This is a genomic window from Rhizobium sp. SAFR-030 (assembly GCF_059415005.1).
The window spans coordinates 629,684-650,838 of record NZ_JBPFDO010000003.1 but is presented as its reverse complement, the minus strand read 5'-3'; the positions used below and the strand labels follow the sequence as shown (position 1 = coordinate 650,838).

The following is a 21,155-nucleotide window of genomic DNA, read 5'->3' as shown; positions in this document are numbered from 1 at the left end:
ACTCTCACTTAGCCTCGTTGGAGACGGCGACAAGCCTGTCGAGCACCAGTGCCGCCTGACCGCTGTCGAGCGCGGCAGAGGCGAGCGCCATGCCCTCCATTACGTCGGCGGCCTTGCCGGCGATCACCAGCGAGGCTGCGGCATTGCACAGCGATATGTCGCGGTAGGCGTTGCGGTTGCCGGACAGCACGCCGCGCAGCGCCCGCGCATTGGCCTCGCCGTCGCCACCCTTCAACTCGTCGATCGTCGCGCGCCGGACGCCGAAATCCTCGGGCGTCAGCTCGAAGCTGCGGATCGCGCCGCCCTCGAGCGCCGTCACATGCGTGACGCCGGTCGTGGTGATCTCGTCCATCCCGTCGCCATGCACGACCCAGATGGTTTCCGAGCCGAGATCGCGCATCACCTCGGCGATCGGCTGCAGCCAGCGGGGCGAGAAGACGCCCAGCAGCTGCTTCCTGGCGCCGGCCGGGTTGGACAGCGGGCCGAGCAGATTGAAGATCGTCCGTGTGCCGAGTTCCACGCGGCTCGGTCCGACGTGGCGCATGGCCGCGTGGTGGACCTGCGCGAACATGAAGCCGATGCCGGCCTCGCGGATGCACCGGCCGATCAGCTCCGGCGATATGTCCAGCTTGACGCCGAGCGCCGTCAGCGCATCGGCGGTCCCGGATTTGGAGCTGAGCGCGCGGTTGCCGTGCTTGGCGACCGGCACGCCGGCGCCTGCCACGATCAGCGCTGCAAGCGTCGAGATGTTGTAGGTGCCGAGACCGTCGCCGCCGGTGCCGACAATGTCCATGACGCCGGCAGGGGCGTCGACCGGCACCATCTTGGCCCGCATGGTCGCAACCGCACCGGCGATTTCCTCGACGCTCTCACCGCGCACCCGCAGCGCCATCAGGAAGCCGCCGATCTGCGACGGGGTCGCCTGGCCGGACATCAGGATGTCGAACGCGTCGCGCGCCTCGTCGCGGCTCAGCGGCTCGCCATTCGCCACCTTGGCGATGAATGGTTTCAAGTCCGGCATCGGCACTTCCCCCTGTGGGCCCTCAGCGCGCCATGGCCTGGTCGGCAAGCGCCTGGTTGATCGACACGCCGTAGCTCTTCTGCAACTGGCTGACCATCTGGTCCAGCATGTCGTCACCGGCAGCCTTGGCCACCTGCTGGATCTGCTGGTCGCCGGCATCCTGCCCCTCGGCCGGCGTGTGGGCAACGCTGCTGACATGCATCAGCAGGCGGCTTTCGCCATCCGCTCCGAGCGCTGCGGCATTGACGCCCTCCGGCCCCGAGAATGCGACCTTGACAGTCTCCGGTCCGAAGATGGCGTCGCTGTCCTGGCGGTGCAGGCCGGTCTTGGTCTCGACCGTCAGGCCGAGTTCGCCGGCGATCGTCGCGAGCGTTTCGCCCTTGTCCAGCCGCGCCTTCAGCTCTTCCGCCTTGGCGGCAAGCGCCGTGCGCTGCTGATCGGCGATCCAGTCGGCGGTCGCCTTCTCGCGCACTTCGGCAAGCGGACGCTCGCGCTCGGGAATGATCTCGCGGACGTCGAACCAGACGTAGCCGTCATTGCCGAGGCTGACCGGCAGCGTCTCGGCGCCGGTATCGGTGCGGAATACTTCCGGCAGCAGGTTGGCGGCCTTCGGAAGATCGGCAATCGGCGTGTTCTTGTCGTCGTTGCCGCTGCGGTCGCTGGTGATGGTCACCGACTTCAGCTTCAGCTGCGACGCGGCTTCCTCCAGCGACGAGCCGGAACCGCGCAGATCCTCGAACCGGTCGTGGACCGACTGCACGTCCTGTGCAGCGGCACTCAGCGCCAGGGTCTTGCGGATCTCTTCCTTCATCTCGTCGAAGGAGCGGGTCGTCTCCGGCCGCACATTGGTGACGCGCAGCACCACAGGGCCAAAGGCGCCTTCGACCACCGGGGTGACGCCACCCTGCAGGCCGAGCGCGAAAGCGGCGTTGGCGACGGCGGGATCGGGCAGCTGATCCCTTGTAAAATCGCCGAGCATGACGTCGGCCGGCTGCTTGCCCTGATCGGCAACCAGCTGGTCGAAGGTCAGCTGGCGTTCCTTCATCTGGGCGAGCGCCGCATCTGCCATCTCCTTGTTGGGGAAGGCGAGCTGTTCGATCGTGCGGGTTTCCGGCGTGCGGTAGGTATCCTTGCGGCGGTCGTACTCGGCACGCACCTGCTCCTCGCCGACCGTCGTCGTATCCGCGACATCCGTCGGCTGCAGCGTCACATAGGCGAAGCGGCGCTGTTCCGGCGCCCGGTAGCGATTCTTGACGCCCTGGAACCAGGCCGCCAGCACGTCTTCCGTCGGTGCCTTGATCGGATCGATATTGGCGTTCGACAGCAGGATGTAGTCGAGGTCGCGGCTTTCGTCGCGGTAGAGCTTCAGCGCGTCGATCATCACCTTCGGCGGCTGGAAGCCATCCGAAACGGCATCGACGATCTGGCTGCGGACGGCAACCTTGCTGCGTTCGCTGATATAGTCCTCTTCGCGGATGCCGGCATTGCGCAGGCGGGCGCTGAACAGCTGGCGGTCGAACTTGCCGTCATTGCCGCGAAACGCCGGATCTTCTGCGATCAGGTTCGCCAGGCGATCCTGCGACAGGCCGAGCCGCATGTTCTGCGACAGCTGGTCGAGTGCTGCACCGGCGGCAAGCTGAGAATAGGCCTGCTGCTCGATGCCGAAGGCGCGCGCCTGTTCCGATGTCAGCTGCGTGCCGAACTGCCGGCTGATCGCCGCAAGCTGGCGCTGGTAGGCGAGGCGGAATTCTTCCGGAGAGACTTTTTGGTCGCCGACGGTCATCACCGATGTACTGCTGGGGCCGACGAGCGATGCGGAAACGCCCCAGACGGCGAACGATACCACCAGCAGCAGGAGAAGCAGTTTCGCAGCCCAGCTGCGGGCGGCGTTTCTGAGGGAATCAAGCATCGATCGACATTACCTTGCAAAGGGCGCTGAAAGCCGCCTCCGGCGGGTTTGAAGGACTGTCTCTAGAACAAACTGCGCCGGAAATGAAGGCATGCGCCTCCAAGAAATGCGCCCAGCCTATCACGCCTGCGGCAGAGCGGCCGAAAGCTTGGCGATGAGGCTCTGCGCATCCTTCGGCGCGCGCACTTTCGCATCATTGTCGAAGTAGAGATAGACGTCGCGGCCGCTCTTGCGGTGGGGAAGGCGCGTCGTCACGTGCGGCGCGTCCTCCGGGTCGTCGCCATCAGCCCAGGCGGCGACCAGCCTGGCCCACCGATCGAGAGCATCGTCCTCATAGCCACTCGCGTAGAGTTCCTCCGATCCGTGCAGGCGGCAGTAGACGAAGTCGGCGGTCAGATCGGCGAGCAGCGGCCACTCCACGGTGTCGGCCACCACCAGCGCCACCTTGTAGCGCCGCAGGAGTGCAATGAACCTGTCGTCGCGGAAACTGTCGTTGCGGATCTCGACGGCGTGCCGGATCGGCCGGTCCTCCTCCACGTCGAGGAAAGCCGGCGCCCGCAGACGCTGGTCGTGACGGGCACCAAGTTCGGCAGCCTCTCTCTGGGTCTTCGGCAGCAGTGCCAGGAACGCCTCGAACAGGTCGGCGTCGAAACTTCGCCGCGCCGGAAACTGCCACAGCATCGGACCGAGCTTGCGGCCGAGGCGCAGCGGCCCGGAGGCAAGGAAGTTGGCGAGCGGCACCTCCACGTCGCGCAGCCCCTTCATATGAGTGATAAATTTCGGTCCCTTGACGGCGAACTCGAACGTGTCCGGCGTTTGGGCCTGCCAGTCACCGAAACTTTGCGGCGTCTGCATGCGGTAGAAGCTGCCGTTGATCTCGATCGACGGAAATCTATCTGCGGCGAAGCGGAGTTCATCCGCATGCCGCAGTTTCGGCGGATAGAACACGCCGCGCCAGCCGGCATAGCTCCAGCCGGAGATGCCGATGCGGATCTCTGCCCCGGACTTCGGGCTGGTACTGAGTGCGCCGGCCGTGGTCAGATCAGCGTGCCCCATGCCGGGTTCCACTCGACACCCTCCGAGAGTTCGACGAAAATCGGTCGACCGGCGGGATCACGGTTCTTGTTGTCGGCCATGCGGAACGCATCGTCCGGCTCCATCTCCTCGCCGGGGAAGATCGTGTCTTCGCCGCCGCGCTCGGCGACCTTGCGGATGTAGCCGCGGATCTCTCCGCCCGAATGGTAGAAGCGGATCACCAGCGCGCCCGGAGCCGGCTCGCCGCCATGGTATCGGTAGTAGGTCTGCATGCTGCCTCCTCGTGGGGTCGGAACGTCTCTGTCGTCGATGTTTTGACGCGCAGAAGGGGCAAAAAGTTCCCGGCGCTACTGCACGGCCACGCATTAGATGCTATGCAGGCTCGACGAACGAAAGAAGAACATGACGAAGAGAGCCGGCAGCGCCGATCTACCCCTGCATGGCGGGCGCGTTCCCGCATGGCTCGGCCAGCGCATGACCCGGCTCGGCGCGCTGATCACCGAGGCGATCGTCCAGCACTACGGGCGCGACGAATTCCTGCGGCGCGTCGCGCATCCGTTCTGGTTCCAGTCGTTCGGCGCGGTGATGGGCATGGACTGGCACTCGTCCGGCATCACCACCAGCGTCATCGGCGCCCTGAAGCGCGGCCTGACACCGATGGCCGGCGAGCTCGGCATCCATGTCTGCGGCGGGCGCGGCCAGCAGTCACGCCGGACGCCGGACGAGCTGATGGCGATCGGCAACCGTGTCGGCTTCGACGGTGCTGCGATGGCGCGCACCAGCCGGCTCGTCGCCAAGGTCGACAGTGCCGCCGTGCAGGATGGCTTCGATCTCTACCTGCACGGCTTCATCATCACCGATGATGGGCGCTGGGTCGTGGTGCAGCAGGGCATGAACGGCGAGCGCCGGCAGGCGCGCCGCTACCACTGGATGTCCGAAGGCATGACCAGCTTTCTCGATTCGCCGCATGCGGCGATCGAGGGGCGCGGGCAGGGGGACATCGTCAACCTTGCGGATCATCGCGCCGCCTCTTCGCGCAATGGACAGCTGGACCTGCTGGGGACTTTGGGGCCGGACCGGATCGTTGAGGAGATTGCCGCTCTGCGGCAGATACCGGCGCTGCCGGCAGCCCAGCCGATGCTGCCGCACCTGGTCATGCCGGATCATCACGACGTCCGCGAGAAGGATGTCAACATGCGGCGCCTCCACGGCGCTCTTGCAGCGGCGGCCGATCGCGGGCCGCAGGATTTTCAGGACCTGCTGCTGACGCCGGGGGTCGGGGCGCGGACGGTCGAAGCCCTGGCGCTGGTCGCCGAAGTCGTTCACGGCGCGCCATGCCGCTTCTCCGATCCCGCCCGCCATTCTCTGGCGCATGGCGGCAAGGACCGCCACCCGTTCCCGGTGCCGCTGAAGGTCTATGACGAGACCATCAAGGTGATGAAGTCGGCGGTATCGAAAGGCCGGCTGGGCCGCGACGAGGAGTTGCAGGCGCTGAAGCGGCTGGACGATCAGAGCCGCATGATGGAGCGCTACGTCACCGGCCCCGACCTCAAAGAATACGTTGCCGGCGAGTTCCGCCGCTCGGCAGAGTTCGCCGGACGCAGCGTCTTCGGCTGGGAGGAAGACCTGCAGAAGGCGCCGGCAAGTCTTACGCGGAAGACGGGTTCACGGCCGGAGTGACGGCGCCGCCATGGCTGTCCTCAGCGTTGGCCTTGCGCCGCTTGGCCGCCCGGAAGACCGCCTCGCCGATCAGCGAGATCGGCAGTGCGATGAAGAACGGGATGAAGAAGTAGATCACCCGGAAGGCGACCAGCGCGCCGATCGAGGCCTGGTCTCCCATGACGTGGCGCACCGTCACTTCCAGAACGCCCAAACCTCCTGGCGCGTGCGTCACCAGGATCGCAATATTGCCCATCACGAAGGCGGTCGCCGCCTTGAGGAAGCTGACGTTCTCGGTCGCCTGCATCAACTCCATCAGGCAGGCCGAGACGACGGCGAAGTTCAGCGTGCCGATGACGATCTGGGCGATCGCGATCGGCACAGTCGGCATCTGGAAGGTCCAGCCGCGGATCTTCAGCGGCGTGCGCAGGAAGGCGGCAAGCGCCACATAGCCGACCGCCGCGATCAGGCAGCAGACGCCGATGATCATCACTGCCGACGGCCCGATGCGCAGGATCGCCGACGTGTCGGTCGGGTTCAGCACCATGACGATCCCGGCCAGCACCAGGAGCCCGAGGCCGACCGTCACGCCGGAGAGCAGCACGATCTTCGCGACGTCCTCCGTCGACATGCCCCAATGGGCATAATAGCGGTAGCGGATGGCGCCGCTGCTCAGCCCGGCAAGCCCGATGCTCTGGCCAAGTCCCAGCGCGACGAACGAGGCAAGCGCGATCTTCGGGTAGGGCAGGTCGTTCTTCACATAGCGCACGCCCGCCCAGTCGAAGCCGGTGAGGCAGATGTAGGAGACCGCGCAGTAGAAGAAGGCAAGGCTGAGGTTCCAGGCCGGGATCGCCCGGACCGAATCGACGATCTCCTTCCAGGTGAACTGGCTGAGCCCGACATAGAGCAGATAGCCGGCAAGCCCGAAGCCGAAGATCATCGTGCCGTAGGTGAAGAGCTTCTTGCGGCCGCTCATCGACGGGACATCGTGCGGGAGTGCTGAAGCCCGTTGCAGATTGTCGCTCGGAGCAAGGGTTGAAGCGCGAAAGTCATGGGGTCATCACCGTCCACCTGGGATTTTCGCCGACAACGGCAGGATCCCCAATTGGTTCCGCGTCGGTCCCCCAGCGTCCGGAACGGCGTCCGCCGGCGCGAGGCCGGCGGACGTTTCGTTCGATCGAGAGCGGTGCTCAGTCCTCGTTGGCGGCCATCTGCGACAGCACGGCACCACGGCCGCGGGCACGCATGATCAGCGGCAGGATCAACGCCAGTGCCGCAAGGATCAGCAGTCCGGCGGCGATCGGCGAGGTGAACAGCACCGACGGATCGCCCTGGCTGATGGCGAGGGCCCGGCGCAGCTGCTGTTCGGCGAGCGGCCCGAGGATCAGGCCAACGACGACCGGAGCGATCGGATAGCCGAAGACGCGCATGACATAGCCGAGGATACCGAAGGCCAGCAGCATGCCGAGCTCGAACACCGACGGGTTGGCGCCGATCGTTCCAAGCGTCGCAAACAGCAGGATGCCGGCATAGAGCCACGGCTTGGGGATTGCCAGCAGCTTCACCCACAGGCCGACGAGCGGCAGGTTGAGGATCAGCAGCATGGCGTTGGCGATCAGCAGCGAGGCGATCAGGCCCCAGACGAGCTGCGGATTGGTAGCAAACAGCAGCGGGCCCGGCTGCAGGCCGAACTGCTGGAAGCCGGCCAGCATGATGGCGGCGGTTGCGGACGTCGGCAGGCCGAGCGTCAGCAGCGGCACCAGCGTTCCGGCGGCCGATGCGTTGTTGGCGGCTTCCGGGCCGGCAACGCCTTCGATCGCGCCATGGCCGAACTCTTCCGGATGCTTCGACAGCCGCTTTTCGGCCGCATAGGAGAGGAAGGTGCCGATCTCAGCACCGCCGGCCGGCATTGCGCCGATCGGGAAGCCGAACAGCGTGCCGCGCAGCCAGGGCTTCCACGAGCGCTTCCAGTCTTCCTTGGTCATCCACACCGAGCCCTTGATGGCCTCGATGGTTTCCGGGCCGGTCTTGCCCTGTGCGGCGATGAACAGCGTCTCGCCGATGGCGAACATGGCGACGGCAAGTGTCGTCACCTCGATGCCGTCGAGCAGGTCCGGCACGCCGAACGACAGGCGTGCCTGGCCGGTCAGCTGGTCGATGCCGATCGTCGACAGCGCAAGGCCGATGAACAGCGCGGTCAGGCCGCGCAGCGTCGAATCGCCGAACGCCGAGGAGACGGTGACGAAGGCAAGCACCATCAGCGCGAAATATTCGCGCGGGCCGAACACCAGCGCCAGCCTGACGATGTAGGGGGCGATGAAGGCGAGCGCCAGCGTCGCGATGAGGCCTGCGACGAACGAGCCGATGGCAGCGGTCGCCAGCGCCGGGCCGCCGCGTCCGGCGCGGGCCATCTTGTTGCCCTCAAGCGCGGTCACGATCGACGCGCTTTCGCCCGGCGTGTTGAGCAGGATCGACGTGGTCGAGCCGCCATACATGCCGCCGTAATAGATGCCGGCGAACATGATCAGCGAGCCCGCCGGGTCGAGCTGGTAGGTGACCGGCAGCAGAAGGGCGACGGTGAGCGCCGGGCCGATGCCCGGCAGGACGCCGACGACAGTGCCGAGCGTCACGCCGATCAGCGCGTAGAACAGGTTCATCGGCTGCATTGCGACAGCGATGCCCTGAAGAAGGAATTCGAAAGTGCCCATGATCCGACTTTCTAGACGAACAGCTGTTCGAGCGGTCCCGCAGGCAGGGACAGATTGAGGAGCTGGGTGAAGATCAGCCAGACGATCAGACAGAAGACGACGCCGATCGGGAAGGAGATCCAAAGCTTGGGGCGGCCGAAGCCGGCGGCGGTCGCGGCAAACAGCGCGCCCGTGGCGATCGAGAAGCCGGCGGTGTTGAGCAGCAGCATCTGCGCCGCAAGTCCGCCCACGACCCAGACAACCGGGCCGATTTCCTGCTTCTCACGCACGGGGAAATCGCGGCGGATGCCGGCGAAAACGGTCCAGATGGCGAGCACCACGAGCACGGCTGCAATCACGTCGGGGATTGTTGCCGGTCCGATGCCGGAATATCCACCCATCGAGCGCAGGTGCGAGACGTCCCAGAAGATGACGCCGGCGATGACGAGAAGTATGGCTGCAATCGCAAACGCCGCCCAATCCGGGCGGCGCGCGTCAGCCTTCGGCTGCTGATCGAGGTTCATTTAACCAGTCCAATGTCCTTCAGGATGGTCTCCGTCGCGGCGACGTCCTTGGCGAGCTGTTCTTCGAAGGCCGGGCCGGCGAGATAGGTATCCTGCCAGTTCTTGGTCTTCAGCGTTTCCTGCCAGGTGGCAGACTTGGCCAGCTTCTCGACATCGGCGGAAACGGCAGCCTTCTGCTCCGGCGTCAGGCCGGGGGCTGCGGCAACCATGCGCCAGTTCTGCAGAACCACGTCGAGGCCGGATTCCTTGAGCGTCGGTGCGTCGACGCCTTCGATGCGCTGTTCGCTGGACACGGCGAGCAGGCGCAGCGTGCCCGACTTCACCTGCGATTCGAATTCGCCGTAGCTGGAAATGCCGGCGGTAACCTGGCTGCCGAGGATGGCTGCAAGGGCTTCGCCGCCGCCCGAATAGGCGATGTAGTTGATCTTCGTCGGATCGACGCCGGCTGCCTTGGCAATCAGGCCGACGCCGATGTGGTCGGTGCCGCCTGCCGAACCGCCGCCCCAGGATACGGCGCCCGGATCCTTCTTCAGCGCTTCGACCAGCTGGCCGATGTTCTGGATTTCCGAAGACGCCGGAACGACGATGGCTTCGTACTCACCGGTCAGGCGGGCGATCGGCGTGACGTCCTTGAGCGAGACCGGCGACTTGTTGGTGAGGATGGCGCCGACCATGACGTAGCCGCCGACGATGAGCGCGTTCGGGTTGCCCTTCTGCTGGCTGGCAAACTGGGCAAGGCCAATCGTGCCGCCGGCGCCGGTGACGTTGACGACCTGCACGCGGCCGGCAATCTTTTCCTTCTGCATGTCGGTCTGCAGCGAGCGGGCGGTCTGGTCCCAGCCGCCGCCCGGGCTTGCCGGCGCCATGATCGTGTAGTCTGCGGCGAAGGCCGGCAGGGCCATGGCAGCCGAGATCAGCGATGCGAGAAATACGTGTTTCAAGGGTCTGTCCTCCATTGGCGTCTTCGACGCGCGTCTGTTCGTCTTGCAGGGGAGGGACCTGTCTTGCCGGCCCGCTGTCGCGGCCGGCCCTGCCTCTCCCATGTGCTTCGGTGCGCCTCCACGCGAGCCCGAATAGCCTCAAGCCACCATATTATGCTGACATCTAGCTGACGCATCCACATTGGCCGATAATGAAGCGTCGCGCCAGCCTATTGCAGGCGCAGGACCTCGTTCCACCGGGCAATCAGCCGCGACCGTTTCACCTGGTCCAGATACACCATCAGGCCGGGGCTTACAGGCACCGGTTTCAGCTGGCCGCCCAGCGTTTCGCGCATCGCGTCGGCCGTGTTGCCGACCGACACGTCGGGGCTGACGGCGGGGATCTGCAGCTCCTCGGTGAGGATCGTCTGGCCTTGCTTGGACATGAAGAATTCGAGGAAACGCCGGCCGAGCTCGGGCGAACGCGCCGCCTGCGGCACCAGTCCGATTCGCGACATGACGACCGTGTAGTCCTTCGGCAGGACGATGCCGATGTCGCTGTGCTTGGACGCCCAGTCGGCGGCGTAGGAGCCGAGGATGTTGTAGCCGAGCAGGAACCGGCCGTCGGCGATCCGCTCCAGGATCGCCTGGCTGGTCGAGTAGAGCTTGACGCCTGAGGCGCCCATCGCCCGCACCACCGACCAGATGTCGCCGAACTGTTCCTGGTCGCGCGACATGAACAGGAAGCCGACGCCGGAGCGCTCGATATCGTAGGTGCCGATCCGGCCAAACACCGAATCGCCCTGCTCCTGAAGGTAGCGTACAAGCTCGGCGCGGCTGGCCGGCGGCGGCTGATCGGCAAAACTCGGTTTGTGGTAGACGAATACGGCCGGCTCGAAGGTCAGTGCATAGGCGGTATCGCGCCAGTTCGCCCAGGCCGGCCAGCTGGCGCTGAGCGGCAGGCGGCTCTGCTGCGCGTAGCCGTCATTGGCAAGCTTCACCTGCAGGTCCATCGCCGAGGAAAAGGCGAAGTCGGCGGTTTTCTGGCCGGCATCGGTCTCGCTGACGATCCGGTCGTAGATCTCGCCGGTCAGCATTTCCTCGTAACGAAGCGCAATGGTCGGGTTGGCGCGCTGGAAGGCATCCAGCATTGGCCGCGCCAGCGGTTCGTCGAGCGACGAGTAGACCAGCAGCTGCTGGCCCGGCTGCCCGCCGTCGACGGCCGGATAGTCGATCGCCTCCGCACCGGCAGGGGATGCCAGTGCGACACACAGGCAAAGGATGGCGATGCGCAACGTCATGCCCACATGATGCCCGACCGCCTCTTGCGGCACAAGCCGGAAGCCCTTGGACACCAGCGATTGCGGATGACAGCCGGGCGTTTCGCCCGTATTCTCCGCCGCAAACGGGGGCGATCTTTCTTGCGTATCTTGCTGGTCGAGGACAACGGCACGCTTGCCGACGGCTTGTCGGCCATCCTGCGTGGCAGCGGCTATGCGGTCGATGTCGTCGCCGACGGGCTTTCGGCGGAAGCCGTGACCGCCGCGCAGAACTTCGACCTCATCATTCTCGACCTCAACCTGCCGGAGATGGACGGGCTCGACGTGCTGCGCTCGATCCGCGCCCGGCAGAACCAGTCGGCGGTGATGATCCTGACCGCACGCGGCGCGCCGGAGGAACGGGTGAGGGGGCTGGACCTCGGAGCCGACGATTACCTGACCAAGCCGTTCGACATCTCCGAGCTCGAAGCCCGCATCCGCGTTCTCCTGCGCCGCCAGGCCGGCCTGCGCTCGTCGCGCGTCGAGTTCGGCGGGCTGACCTTCGACCTCAATTCGCGCACCTTTTCGTCCGGCGGACGGCCGATCGACTTTCCGGCGCGCGAGTTGGCGCTGCTGGAGCTGCTGTTCCTGCGCGCCGGCAAGGTGGTCGCCAAGGATGCGATCATCGGCTCGCTGACCGGCTTCGACGACGACCTGTCGGCCAATGCCATCGAGCAGTATGTCAGCCGCCTGCGCAAGCGGCTGCTGTCGCACGGGCTGACCGTGAAGACGGCGCGCGGCATCGGCTACTATCTCGATACCATCGCCGTGGACGCATGAGCAGCGTTTCCCGGTCTCTGCGTGGACGGCTGCTCGCCTGGCTTCTGGCCGGAACGGCCGTGCTCGGCACGCTGGCGCTGCTGGACACCTGGCGCGAGGCGCAGCAGACCGCCAATTCCGTCTCCGACCGGGTGCTGGCCGGCTCGGCGCTGGCGATCGCCGAACGTGTCGTGGTGGCGGAAAACGGTGCGCTGCAGGTGGACATCCCCTATGTCGCGCTGGAGATGCTGACGTCTGCGGCGCAGGATCGGGTCTTCTACAGGGTCGACGGTCCGCCCGGCACCTTCATCACCGGCTACCAGTCTCTGCCGGCCTTGCCGCGCCGGGAAGGCCAGTCCACCGCCTTCGACAACGCCACGTTTCGCGGGGAACCGATCCGCGTCGCAACGCTTGCCAGATCCGCCTCGACCGGCGTGTCGTCGGTGCCGTTCACGGTTACCGTCGCCGAGACGACGATCGCCCGCCGCCAGCTGGCGCGCTCGATCCTCATCCATTCCGCCGCGCGCCTGGGGCTGATGATGCTCGGCGCCGCAGCGATCGTCTGGATCGCCGTGTCGTTCTCGCTCCGGCCGCTCTACCGGCTGAGCGGCGCCATCGCCCGGCGCAATCCGGACGATCTGCAGCCGATCGGCGAACACGTGCCGAGCGAGGTGGAGGGGCTCGTCGAGACGGTCAATTCCTTCATGGTGCGGCTGCAGTCGTCGCTGGACGCGCTGCGCCATTTCACCGGCAATGCCAGCCATCAGCTGCGCACGCCGCTTGCCGTGGTACGTACCCAGCTGGCGCTGGCGGCTCGCGCCGACCGGCCGGAGGTCGCGTCGCTTTCGATAGAACGCGCCGATCAGGCCGTCGCCCATATCGAGCGGGTGCTGGCGCAGCTGCTGCTGATGTCGCGGCTGGATGCCGCATCGCGGGCCGCCCGCTCGGTCATGGAGGCGGTCGATCTCGGGCGCCTGGCGCAGGAGGTCACCGCCGAGCACGTGCCGCCGGCTGCCGAAGTCGGCATCGATCTCGGTTACGACGGGGAAGACAGCGCCCTTGTGCGCGGCGAGCCGCTGCTGCTGACGGAACTGATGAAGAACCTCCTGTCGAACGCCTTTCTCTATGCGGGCAAGGGCGCGGAGGTCACGGTCCGGGTCGTCGAACGGCAGGGCCGGGTGGTTGTCGAGGTGGAGGATGACGGGCCGGGCATTGCGCCGGAAAAGCGCGCCGATGTCATGCTGCGGTTCGATCGCGGCAGTCGCCGCGAAGGGCCGGGGACTGGTCTCGGCCTGCCGATCGTCCAGGAGATCGCCGCCCTGCATGGCGGCGGCGTCATGCTCGAGACAGGCCGCAACGGGCGCGGCCTGAAGGTCTGCATCGCGTTTCCGCGTCCGGCGGCAGATACCGCCTGACGGGATGGCGTAAAATTCAGTGAAGGGTTTCGCGGGCGACGTCTTCCTGCAGCAGGCGCAGCGCGTCGTCGAGTGCCTGGACCAGGATATCGGTCAGCTGATCGGCGTCGTTGTCTTCCAAAAAGAGCGCGATCGCGCTGTCCTGCAGGTCCATCTGCGTGTCCATGTCATTCATGTCATAGCCCCTTCTCGCCGCGTCCAATCCGGCTCACGCAGGGAGATCTAGACCTCCTTGCTTGCGCAAAGCTTGGCGCCGATTGCTCAGTGCAAAGCGCGTGACGCGATCCTGCCGGCCTCCTGTTCCAGGACAGGTCATGCCGTCGCCAGACCAACGGCCTTGTCCCCGGACGGTTCCGCCACCTGCACCGAAATGAAACAATGTCGGTGACAGGCAGCGCCGGACATCGCCTCTTGCGACACGCAGGTCAATGGTGCGCGCCGATCATGGACAGATTGAGTCGAGGATGAGGGCAGGGACCGGGTAGGGACCGCCGACCGTTGGGAGACCAGCTATTGGTGGCGCCGTGTGACACCGATGTCAGTGGCGCGGCGGGATCGGATCGCCGATGTGGCGCGGCGCAAGTGGCGGCACCTCGATGAACCCGGCCCAGTCAGGACCATCGCCAAAGCCGGTCAGCATCCACGACAGGCTGACATGCAGGACGCCGGCGAGCATGCTCAGCCGATTGACCCCTGGTTCGGCCTGGTCGTTTTCCCAGTAGCGCAGCGTGTCGGCCTCGACGCCGATTGTCCGCGCGACCTCTTCCATGGTCAGGCCAACGGTGTCGCGGGCAAGCGAGATGCGCCCGCCAAGAGTATCGTCGCTGGCGTTGCCACGCGTGAAGATTGCTTCCATGACGGAAATCCTCCTTGTTGACGCCGAAGCATGAACCATGTGCTCGAATAGGAGCGGTCGCATGGCGACCGGTCGTGTCGGTTTGGCTCGGTCGTTTCGCTTTTTGCTCGAGGGGCGCAGGCGACGCCATCCTGCCAACGGCGCAGTTCCTTCAAGTCCGGGTACTGGATCGGGCGGCGGGTCGTCTATGCCTCGGGTTGCCGGCTTCTCGACGGGACGCTGCGGCGACAGCCGTCTGGCAGATGCAGCGGAAATCGGCTAGGCAGGCATTGGAGAGCAGCATGGGTGGACAATGAACAACGTCATCAAGTTCCAGAAGCCGAAACCGGTCAAGCCGCCGCGCCAGACGCCGCCATGGCTGCGCCGGGTCGCGATCGGTCTCGTCACGCTCGCGGCGTTCGCGGCGGTCTGGGTATATTTCCAGATGACACAGTCGACGGTGACGCCGGGTCCGTGATCGCTTGAGGTCGCGAAGCGATCCGTCACGTTCCGCGCTGGCTGTTGGCGCTTGGTCATCAGGCAAGGGGCAACGAGACACAGGGTAACATGCGAGTAGGTGCGTTCTTCCCAAGTCGCACGTCATCCTTGAGCCCATCTCCAACCGAACGAAGATCAGATAACAGAGATTATGGAACAAAGACGTGGCTCAAACTGCGATTGGCTCCACTTGGTCCGTCCGATCGCTGTCCTCTGACAATGCCATTCTCTTCTGTGGATCACATATGCATTCGATGATCGTATCGACGACCCGGTCTGCCGACATCGAGGCGTCGATCCGGTGCCAGGAAACAACGCCAATCTCTGCTTCCAGCTGTTTTGCCAACACCGTCACATCGGCATCCGACGAACTTCCGCGACGGGCTTTGATCCGGTGCTCGAGGACCGTTCGCGGTGCATCGAGCCAGATCCCGTGGAAGTGTGCATTCCCGCTGGCATGTTCGATGAGCGCCCGATCCTCGGGCTTGGCGAAGACGGCGTCCGCGACCACGGAGCTTCCTTGGCCGACCATGAGCTGCGTGCGTCGCGCCATCTCCCTGTAGACGCGCTGCGACGCCTCCGCAGTGTAGGCGGCGGCCGGCAGCCGGGTTTCTGCTCGCGCTCCATGCAGCGCCTTGCGAACGCGGTCACTTTCGACAAGGCGCGCGCCTGGCGCCACACCCAGCTTCGGTGCGAGGCGGTCCGCGACCGTCGATTTCCCCGTCCCGCTCAGTCCGCCAGTTGCGATCAGGTGTGGCGGCTTTTCATCCAGCAGCGCATTTGCCAGTTCAAAATAACGCTTCGCCTCGTCGGACAGTTGGCTGACGTCCTGACCCGGTTCCTCGGCCTGGGTCGCCGTCACATGCGCGCGCACCGCAGCCCGGATCGCCATGAAGAACGGCAGCAGGCAGAAACCTTCGTCGTCGCCGGTTTCATCGAGGTAGCGGTTGGCGATGAGATTGGCGAAGTCGGCAAAGCCGCGATGCCAAAGATCCATCAGAAGGAATGCCAGATCATAGAGCACATCGATGGTGGCAATCTGCGCGTTGAACTCGATGCAGTCGAACAGGCACGGCCGGTCATCGAGGAGACAGATATTGCGAAGATGGAGGTCACCATGGCAGCGGCGGACCCTGCCCTCCTGTGCGCGTCGGTCGAGCAAGGAGGAATGGCGACCGAGCAAGCCACGCAGCCTCTCGTCAAACCTTGCAACTTCGGCGGAGGCGAAAACGTGGCTGGTGGCGAAACCGGCAGTGTTGATTGCCAGCACTGCAGCGATATTATCGGCGCCGCCGCCGGTGCATACCACCGGTGCCGTGGCATGGTAGCCGGCGATCATGCGGGCCGTTTCCGTCATCAGCGCGGGCGTCATCTTACCGGCAGTGGCCATGCGATCGAAAAGCTGGGCCTGATCAAAGCGCGCCATCTCGACGACCGCTTCCACCAAGGGACCACTACCGTCAAGCTCCAGGCCGCCATCGGCGCTGCGCGTGATGCGGCGCAAGCCGATATAGAGCCCTGGCGCAGTCTCGCTGTTCAAGGAGATCTCCTTGCGACAAGCCTCCGCGCGGATCGCCGCGGTCGAAAAATCCACATAGGGAAGTTGCAGTGCCTTCTTCATCTTGTAGGCCTTGTTGCCGGCAAGAAAGATGACCGAGATGTGTGTTTCAATCCGCTCGACAGGCCCGCAGATTCCATAGGTTGCCGGGTTGCTCAGGAGATCGATGGTGCGCCGTTGATCCTCTGTCTCCACCATAGCTTCCTTTCCATCGTCACTGGCGCCGTCTGCCGCGCTCTCTGGGCCTGAAAGTCTGGCAGCGACTTCGAGACATGCTGTCACAGCGGTCGTCGCTCGGCATTGCGCTGCATCAAGGCGCGTGGCCGAGCACTGGGCGAAACTGGTGGCGGTTGAAGCAAGGAACGCATCCTGTGGAATTGGCACTCAGGCATCACGGCCGTTACGAGACATTCGTTCACGAGGCGATGGCGCTGCCACCGATGCGCACCGCTGTCGTTCACCCCTGCTCGACCGAGACACTGCGATCTGCCGTCGAACTGAAGGAACAGGGCCTGATCGGCCCGGTGCTGGTTGGACCCGAGCACAAGATCAGGTCGGTAGCCGATGCTGCCGGACTGTCGCTTGCCGGCATCGAGATCGAACCGGTCGAACACAGCCATGCAGCAGCCGACCGCAGCGTCGAACTTGCGTCAACGGGCAAGGTCGAAGCCTTGATGAAGGGCAGCCTGCACAGCGATGAGCTGCTGTCGGCCGTCATTCGTTCGCCTGCCCTGCGCTCCGGGCGCCGGATGAGCCACGTCTACGTGATGGACATCCCGGCCTACGACAGGCTCCTCACCATCACGGATGCGGCGATCAACATCAAACCCGATCTCGACGACAAACGCGACATCTGCCAGAATGCCATCGATTTCCTGCATGTCCTCGGCATTGCCCAGCCGCGCGTCGCAGTCCTTGCTGCAGTCGAGACCGTGAACAGCAAGATGCCGGCAACTCTGGATGCCGCAGCGCTCACCGTCATGGCAGCACGCGGCCAGATCGAAGGCGCGATCGTCGATGGCCCCCTCGCCTTCGACAACGCGATCAGTATAGAGGCGGCAAGCGCCAAAGGCATTCGCTCACCGGTCGCCGGCGAGGCAGACATACTCCTCGTTCCCGACCTGGAAGCCGGCAACATGCTGGCCAAGCAACTCATCTATTTTGCCGGCGCTGACGCCGCAGGCCTGGTCCTGGGAGCACGCGTTCCAATCATCCTGACAAGCCGGGCCGATCCCGCCAAGGTCCGCACGGCATCCGCCGCGCTTGCCAAGCTGATGGCTGAGAGAGGGCGTATGATGTGGCGCAACGAGATCGGACAGGCTGGATGACTGGAAGACTTCTTCTGACCTTCAATGCCGGTTCTTCAACCGTGAAGATCGGCATTTTCCAGCTCAGTGGAGCAGGACCGCAACGCATCGGCAAGGCCGTGGTGGATTTTTCTGACCGCCCGTTGATGCTCCACCTCAAGGAAGGCCCGACCCGGTTCGAGCTGCCGCTGAAAGGCGATGCGGGCGACAACCTGTCCGACCTGATGGGAGAAGTCCTGCGGGAACTCGGTGCACATTTCGATCTCGATACGGTGATTGCCGCGGGTCACCGGATCGTCCATGGCGGCGATCTGTTCACCGGCCCAGCGGAGTTGACCTCCCAAACACTCGAACAGATCCGCTCGCTCAACGAACTTGCGCCTCTGCACCAACCTCAGGCGCTGCGGCTGATCCGGGCTGTGAAGCACCTGCACCCAAAGCTTTTCCAGACAGGCTCGTTCGACACGACCTTCCATTCCACCCAGGACGATCTCGTCCGGCGCTTTGCCATCCCCCGGGCCTGGCACGAGCGCGGCATCAAGCGCTACGGCTTTCACGGCCTGTCCTACCAGTATGTGACGCGTGAACTTGCCACAAAGGCGCCGGACATCGCCAAGGGTAAGGTCATCATCGCCCATCTCGGCAGCGGTGCGAGCCTCTGCGCGATCGACGATGGCCAGAGCCGTGACACCAGCATGGGCTTTTCCACGCTCGACGGTATTCCGATGGCAACGCGTCCAGGTGCGCTTGATCCTGGCGTGCTGATGCACTTCCTCGGGCCGCTCGGGAAATCCGTCAAGGACGTCGAGGACATGCTGTATCACCAGTGCGGTCTGCTCGGCGTCTCCGGGCTCAGCGGCGATACCCGGGAACTGATGGCAGACGGCGGCGAGCACGCCCGTCAGGCCGTCGACCTGTTCACGTTGCGGATCGCCGGTGAAATAGGACGGCTGGCCACCACCCTTGGCGGGATAGACGGCCTGATCTTCACCGCCGGTATCGGCGAGAACCAGCCGAAGATCCGCGCACAGATCGCCGACCGGCTGCTTTGGCTCGGAGTGGAACTCGACGGACGTGCAAACGAGCGCAGCGCCTCGAAGATCAGCACTCCCGCGAGCCGCATCGCCGTTCATGTCATTCCGACGGACGAGGAACAGATGATTGCGGAGGAAGCAATTTCCCTTCTCGACGCTGAAGACGATCGCAATCATCGCACGGCCACACAAGGAGCCAGTCATGGAGCATAGCGTCCAACCGAATGCACCGCCCCCGATTACCGATCAGGAACTGGGGCTGATGGACCGTTATTGGCGTGCCGCCAACTATCTCTCCGTGGGACAGATCTACCTGCTCGACAATCCGCTCCTGCGCGAGCCCCTGAAGGCGGAGGACATCAAGCCACGCCTGCTCGGCCACTGGGGCACGACGCCCGGCCTCAACTTCATCTACACGCATCTGAACCGGATCATCCGCAACCGCGATCTCAGCATGATCTATGTCTGCGGGCCGGGCCATGGCGGGCCGGGCATGGTCGCCAGTACCTATCTCGAAGGCACCTATAGCGAGATCTATCCGGAGATCGGCGAAAATACCGACGGCATTCGAAAACTGTTCCGGCAGTTCTCATTCCCCGGCGGCATTCCAAGCCACGCCGCCCCGGAAACCCCCGGCTCCATCCATGAGGGCGGCGAGCTCGGTTATGCGCTGGTGCATGCCTATGGCGCGGCTTTCGACAATCCGGACCTTGTCGTCGCCTGCGTCATCGGTGATGGCGAGGCCGAAACCGGACCGCTCGCCGCAAGCTGGCAGTCGAACAAGTTCCTGAACCCTACCCGCGATGGCGCCGTGCTGCCGATCCTGCATGTCAACGGCTACAAGATCGCCAACCCGACCCTGCTCGGCCGCATGGCAGACGAGGATATCGACCATCTCTTCCGCGGTTACGGATACGAACCGTTCTTTGTCGAAGGACACGAACCGGCAGACATGCACCGACAGATGGCCGTGACACTTGAGATGGTGTTCGACCGCATCCGCGCGATCCAGACGGACGCCCGCGAAGGGATAGCACCGGACGGCTGCCCGCGCTGGCCGATGATCGTGCTCCGCAGCCCCAAAGGCTGGACCGGACCGAAAGAAGTCGACGGCAAGAAGGTCGAAGGCTTCTGGCGTGCCCACCAGGTGCCGGTCTCCGGTTGCCGCGAGGACCAGAGCCACCGAAAAATCCTCGAGGATTGGATGCGGAGCTACGATCCGGACGACCTGTTCGATGCCGACGGCCGGCTGAAGCAGGAGTTGCGGGCGCTTTCGCCCGGCGGCGAACGCCGCATGGGGGCCAACCCCCACGCCAACGGTGGCAGGTTGCGCAAGGAACTGATCGTGCCGGACATCCGAGACTACGCGGTGCCCGTGAAGACGCGGGGCGCCGACATGGTGCAGACGACGGAGATCCTCGGCAGATATCTGCGCGACGTGCTGAAACTCAACGACGCGAGTTCGAACTTCCGCATCTTCGGTCCGGATGAAACGGAATCCAACCGGCTCGGCAATGTCTTCGAAGTTACCGACCGTGTGTGGATGGAAAGGATCGAGCCCTACGACGTCCATCTGTCACGCGACGGCCGAGTGACGGAGGTTCTTTCAGAGCATCTCTGCCAGGGCTGGCTGGAAGGCTACCTGCTGACCGGTAGGCACGGGCTGTTCTCCTGCTACGAAGCCTTCATCCACATCGTCGATTCGATGTTCAACCAGCATGCAAAGTGGCTGAAGGTCTCCCGGGAGCTGCCGTGGCGCAAGCCGATCTCCTCGCTGAACTACCTGCTCACCTCGCATGTCTGGCGGCAGGACCATAACGGCTTCTCCCACCAGGATCCCGGCTTTCTCGATCTCGTCGCCAACAAGAAGGCGGATATCGTGCGCATCTACCTGCCGCCGGACGCCAATACGCTTTTGTGGATCGGCGACCACTGCCTGAAGACCTGGAACCGCGTCAACGTAATCGTTGCCGGCAAGCAGCCTGAACCGCAATGGCTGACGATGGACGAGGCGATCCGACATTGTGAAGCCGGCATCGGCATATGGGACTGGGCCAGCAACGAGGACGGCGCCGTCGAGCCCGACGTGGTCATGGCCTGCGCTGGAGACGTGCCGACGCTCGAGACGCTTGCGGCAGTCGCCCTGCTGCGCGAGGCAATTCCGGAACTCAGCATTCGCGTCGTCAACGCCGTCGACCTGCTTGCCCTGCAGTCGCAGGACCAGCATCCGCATGGTCTCTCCGACGAGATTTTTGACCGGCTGTTCACCGCCGACCGGCCGGTGATCTTCGCCTATCACGGTTATCCCTATCTCATCCACCGGCTGACCTACAAACGCACCAACCACCGAAACATCCATGTGCGCGGCTTTATCGAAGAGGGCACGACCACAACGCCCTTTGACATCACGGTGCTGAACGAACTCGACCGCTTCCACCTTGCTATCGAGGCAATCGAAAGGGTGCCGGGCCTGAAGGAGAAGGCGGGCGGCGTGATTGAAATGTTCAACGCAAAGCTTGCGGAGCACACGCGGTATGTCCGCGAACATGGCGAGGACATGCCGGAAATTCGCGATTGGAAATGGAGACCGGCGGAGACTTTCAGGTGAGCCGCGTAACATCGCGGCGCAGCCGAACCGTCCCTTCGGCTGCGCCCGAATAACGTCTTTCCGCTCT

19 protein-coding genes are annotated in these 21,155 nt (G+C 64.7%); 7 read left to right on the top strand and 12 right to left on the bottom strand.

Features of this window, described 5'->3' with window-relative positions:
* Positions 1-4 precede the first annotated feature (4 nt).
* The 4 genes from trpD to ACR65N_RS12585 form a co-directional block, all read right to left on the bottom strand.
* Positions 5-1,021, bottom strand: a complete 1,017-nt coding sequence (trpD, locus tag ACR65N_RS12600) for an anthranilate phosphoribosyltransferase (RefSeq protein WP_440457268.1) — start codon at positions 1,019-1,021, stop codon at positions 5-7.
* Positions 1,022-1,043: 22 nt separating this feature from the next.
* Entirely contained in the window at positions 1,044-2,930 is a 1,887-nt protein-coding gene (locus ACR65N_RS12595; RefSeq protein ID WP_440457267.1) for a peptidylprolyl isomerase, read from the bottom strand.
* A 120-nt stretch (positions 2,931-3,050) separates the two neighbouring features.
* Complete coding sequence (locus ACR65N_RS12590) at positions 3,051-3,986, bottom strand: DUF72 domain-containing protein (RefSeq protein ID WP_440457266.1); 936 nt, start codon at positions 3,984-3,986, stop codon at positions 3,051-3,053.
* The gene (locus tag ACR65N_RS12585; protein ID WP_430303597.1) at positions 3,968-4,237 is read right to left on the bottom strand and encodes a hypothetical protein; all 270 of its coding nucleotides are present in this window, start codon (positions 4,235-4,237) and stop codon (positions 3,968-3,970) included. Before ACR65N_RS12585 ends, ACR65N_RS12590 begins: the two co-directional genes overlap by 19 nt.
* 130 nt (positions 4,238-4,367) lie before the next feature.
* On the opposite strand from ACR65N_RS12585, the gene ACR65N_RS12580 reads away from it, so the two are divergent.
* Entirely contained in the window at positions 4,368-5,645 is a 1,278-nt protein-coding gene (locus tag ACR65N_RS12580) for a DUF763 domain-containing protein (RefSeq protein WP_440457265.1), read from the top strand.
* Here ACR65N_RS12580 and ACR65N_RS12575 read toward each other — a convergent pair.
* From ACR65N_RS12575 to ACR65N_RS12555, 5 genes are all read right to left on the bottom strand, one after another.
* Positions 5,614-6,600, bottom strand: coding sequence for a lysylphosphatidylglycerol synthase transmembrane domain-containing protein (locus ACR65N_RS12575; RefSeq protein ID WP_430303599.1), 987 nt, complete (start codon positions 6,598-6,600; stop codon positions 5,614-5,616). The two genes, ACR65N_RS12580 and ACR65N_RS12575, sit on opposite strands and share 32 nt — an antisense overlap.
* Positions 6,601-6,814: 214 nt before the next feature.
* The gene (locus ACR65N_RS12570) at positions 6,815-8,332 is read right to left on the bottom strand and encodes a tripartite tricarboxylate transporter permease (RefSeq protein WP_440457264.1); all 1,518 of its coding nucleotides are present in this window, start codon (positions 8,330-8,332) and stop codon (positions 6,815-6,817) included.
* A gap of 11 nt (positions 8,333-8,343) precedes the next feature.
* Positions 8,344-8,835 (bottom strand): tripartite tricarboxylate transporter TctB family protein, encoded by a 492-nt coding sequence (locus ACR65N_RS12565; protein ID WP_440457263.1) that lies wholly within the window; start codon positions 8,833-8,835, stop codon positions 8,344-8,346.
* Complete coding sequence (locus ACR65N_RS12560; RefSeq protein WP_430303602.1) at positions 8,832-9,776, bottom strand: Bug family tripartite tricarboxylate transporter substrate binding protein; 945 nt, start codon at positions 9,774-9,776, stop codon at positions 8,832-8,834. The genes ACR65N_RS12565 and ACR65N_RS12560 overlap by 4 nt, the downstream gene beginning before the upstream one ends.
* A gap of 209 nt (positions 9,777-9,985) precedes the next feature.
* A complete protein-coding gene (locus ACR65N_RS12555; protein WP_430303603.1) occupies positions 9,986-11,056 on the bottom strand; it encodes an ABC transporter substrate-binding protein in 1,071 nt (356 codons plus the stop codon).
* A 120-nt stretch (positions 11,057-11,176) separates the two neighbouring features.
* Between ACR65N_RS12555 and ACR65N_RS12550 the strand changes: the two genes are divergently transcribed.
* Positions 11,177-11,854, top strand: coding sequence for a response regulator transcription factor (locus ACR65N_RS12550; protein ID WP_430303604.1), 678 nt, complete (start codon positions 11,177-11,179; stop codon positions 11,852-11,854).
* Complete coding sequence (locus ACR65N_RS12545) at positions 11,851-13,248, top strand: sensor histidine kinase (RefSeq protein ID WP_440457262.1); 1,398 nt, start codon at positions 11,851-11,853, stop codon at positions 13,246-13,248. Before ACR65N_RS12550 ends, ACR65N_RS12545 begins: the two co-directional genes overlap by 4 nt.
* Positions 13,249-13,264: 16 nt before the next feature.
* On the opposite strand, the gene ACR65N_RS12540 is transcribed toward ACR65N_RS12545, so the two are convergent.
* The gene (locus ACR65N_RS12540) at positions 13,265-13,423 is read right to left on the bottom strand and encodes a hypothetical protein (RefSeq protein ID WP_430303606.1); all 159 of its coding nucleotides are present in this window, start codon (positions 13,421-13,423) and stop codon (positions 13,265-13,267) included.
* Between the two features lie 363 nt (positions 13,424-13,786).
* Positions 13,787-14,104, bottom strand: a complete 318-nt coding sequence (locus ACR65N_RS12535; protein WP_440457261.1) for a helix-turn-helix domain-containing protein — start codon at positions 14,102-14,104, stop codon at positions 13,787-13,789.
* A gap of 292 nt (positions 14,105-14,396) precedes the next feature.
* Between ACR65N_RS12535 and ACR65N_RS12530 the strand changes: the two genes are divergently transcribed.
* Complete coding sequence (locus tag ACR65N_RS12530) at positions 14,397-14,561, top strand: hypothetical protein (protein ID WP_430303608.1); 165 nt, start codon at positions 14,397-14,399, stop codon at positions 14,559-14,561.
* Between the two features lie 189 nt (positions 14,562-14,750).
* On the opposite strand, the gene ACR65N_RS12525 is transcribed toward ACR65N_RS12530, so the two are convergent.
* The gene (locus ACR65N_RS12525; RefSeq protein WP_440457260.1) at positions 14,751-16,337 is read right to left on the bottom strand and encodes a bifunctional aminoglycoside phosphotransferase/ATP-binding protein; all 1,587 of its coding nucleotides are present in this window, start codon (positions 16,335-16,337) and stop codon (positions 14,751-14,753) included.
* 173 nt (positions 16,338-16,510) lie between these two features.
* Here ACR65N_RS12525 and ACR65N_RS12520 point away from each other — a divergent pair, with 173 nt between their 5' ends.
* From ACR65N_RS12520 to ACR65N_RS12510, 3 genes are read left to right on the top strand one after another with little or no spacing between them, the layout of a single operon-like run.
* The gene (locus ACR65N_RS12520; protein ID WP_440457259.1) at positions 16,511-17,467 is read left to right on the top strand and encodes a bifunctional enoyl-CoA hydratase/phosphate acetyltransferase; all 957 of its coding nucleotides are present in this window, start codon (positions 16,511-16,513) and stop codon (positions 17,465-17,467) included.
* Positions 17,464-18,693: an acetate/propionate family kinase gene (locus ACR65N_RS12515; RefSeq protein WP_440457258.1), complete on the top strand. Its 1,230-nt coding sequence runs from the start codon at positions 17,464-17,466 to the stop codon at positions 18,691-18,693. The genes ACR65N_RS12520 and ACR65N_RS12515 overlap by 4 nt, the downstream gene beginning before the upstream one ends.
* Positions 18,683-21,088, top strand: coding sequence for a phosphoketolase family protein (locus tag ACR65N_RS12510; protein WP_440457257.1), 2,406 nt, complete (start codon positions 18,683-18,685; stop codon positions 21,086-21,088). Before ACR65N_RS12515 ends, ACR65N_RS12510 begins: the two co-directional genes overlap by 11 nt.
* The last annotated feature ends 67 nt before the right edge of the window (positions 21,089-21,155 follow it).

What these genes read in the sequence shown, in the direction of transcription:
- trpD (WP_440457268.1), bottom strand. Translation starts at nt 1,021, where the DNA reads ATGCCGGACTTGAAACCATTCATCGCCAAGGTGGCGAATGGCGAGCCG.
- ACR65N_RS12595 (WP_440457267.1), bottom strand. Translation starts at nt 2,930, where the DNA reads ATGCTTGATTCCCTCAGAAACGCCGCCCGCAGCTGGGCTGCGAAACTG.
- ACR65N_RS12590 (WP_440457266.1), bottom strand. Translation starts at nt 3,986, where the DNA reads ATGGGGCACGCTGATCTGACCACGGCCGGCGCACTCAGTACCAGCCCG.
- ACR65N_RS12585 (WP_430303597.1), bottom strand. Translation starts at nt 4,237, where the DNA reads ATGCAGACCTACTACCGATACCATGGCGGCGAGCCGGCTCCGGGCGCG.
- ACR65N_RS12580 (WP_440457265.1), top strand. Translation starts at nt 4,368, where the DNA reads ATGACGAAGAGAGCCGGCAGCGCCGATCTACCCCTGCATGGCGGGCGC.
- ACR65N_RS12575 (WP_430303599.1), bottom strand. Translation starts at nt 6,600, where the DNA reads ATGAGCGGCCGCAAGAAGCTCTTCACCTACGGCACGATGATCTTCGGC.
- ACR65N_RS12570 (WP_440457264.1), bottom strand. Translation starts at nt 8,332, where the DNA reads ATGGGCACTTTCGAATTCCTTCTTCAGGGCATCGCTGTCGCAATGCAG.
- ACR65N_RS12565 (WP_440457263.1), bottom strand. Translation starts at nt 8,835, where the DNA reads ATGAACCTCGATCAGCAGCCGAAGGCTGACGCGCGCCGCCCGGATTGG.
- ACR65N_RS12555 (WP_430303603.1), bottom strand. Translation starts at nt 11,056, where the DNA reads ATGACGTTGCGCATCGCCATCCTTTGCCTGTGTGTCGCACTGGCATCC.
- ACR65N_RS12545 (WP_440457262.1), top strand. Translation starts at nt 11,851, where the DNA reads ATGAGCAGCGTTTCCCGGTCTCTGCGTGGACGGCTGCTCGCCTGGCTT.
- ACR65N_RS12540 (WP_430303606.1), bottom strand. Translation starts at nt 13,423, where the DNA reads ATGAATGACATGGACACGCAGATGGACCTGCAGGACAGCGCGATCGCG.
- ACR65N_RS12535 (WP_440457261.1), bottom strand. Translation starts at nt 14,104, where the DNA reads ATGGAAGCAATCTTCACGCGTGGCAACGCCAGCGACGATACTCTTGGC.
- ACR65N_RS12530 (WP_430303608.1), top strand. Translation starts at nt 14,397, where the DNA reads ATGAACAACGTCATCAAGTTCCAGAAGCCGAAACCGGTCAAGCCGCCG.
- ACR65N_RS12525 (WP_440457260.1), bottom strand. Translation starts at nt 16,337, where the DNA reads ATGGTGGAGACAGAGGATCAACGGCGCACCATCGATCTCCTGAGCAAC.
- ACR65N_RS12515 (WP_440457258.1), top strand. Translation starts at nt 17,464, where the DNA reads ATGACTGGAAGACTTCTTCTGACCTTCAATGCCGGTTCTTCAACCGTG.
- ACR65N_RS12510 (WP_440457257.1), top strand. Translation starts at nt 18,683, where the DNA reads ATGGAGCATAGCGTCCAACCGAATGCACCGCCCCCGATTACCGATCAG.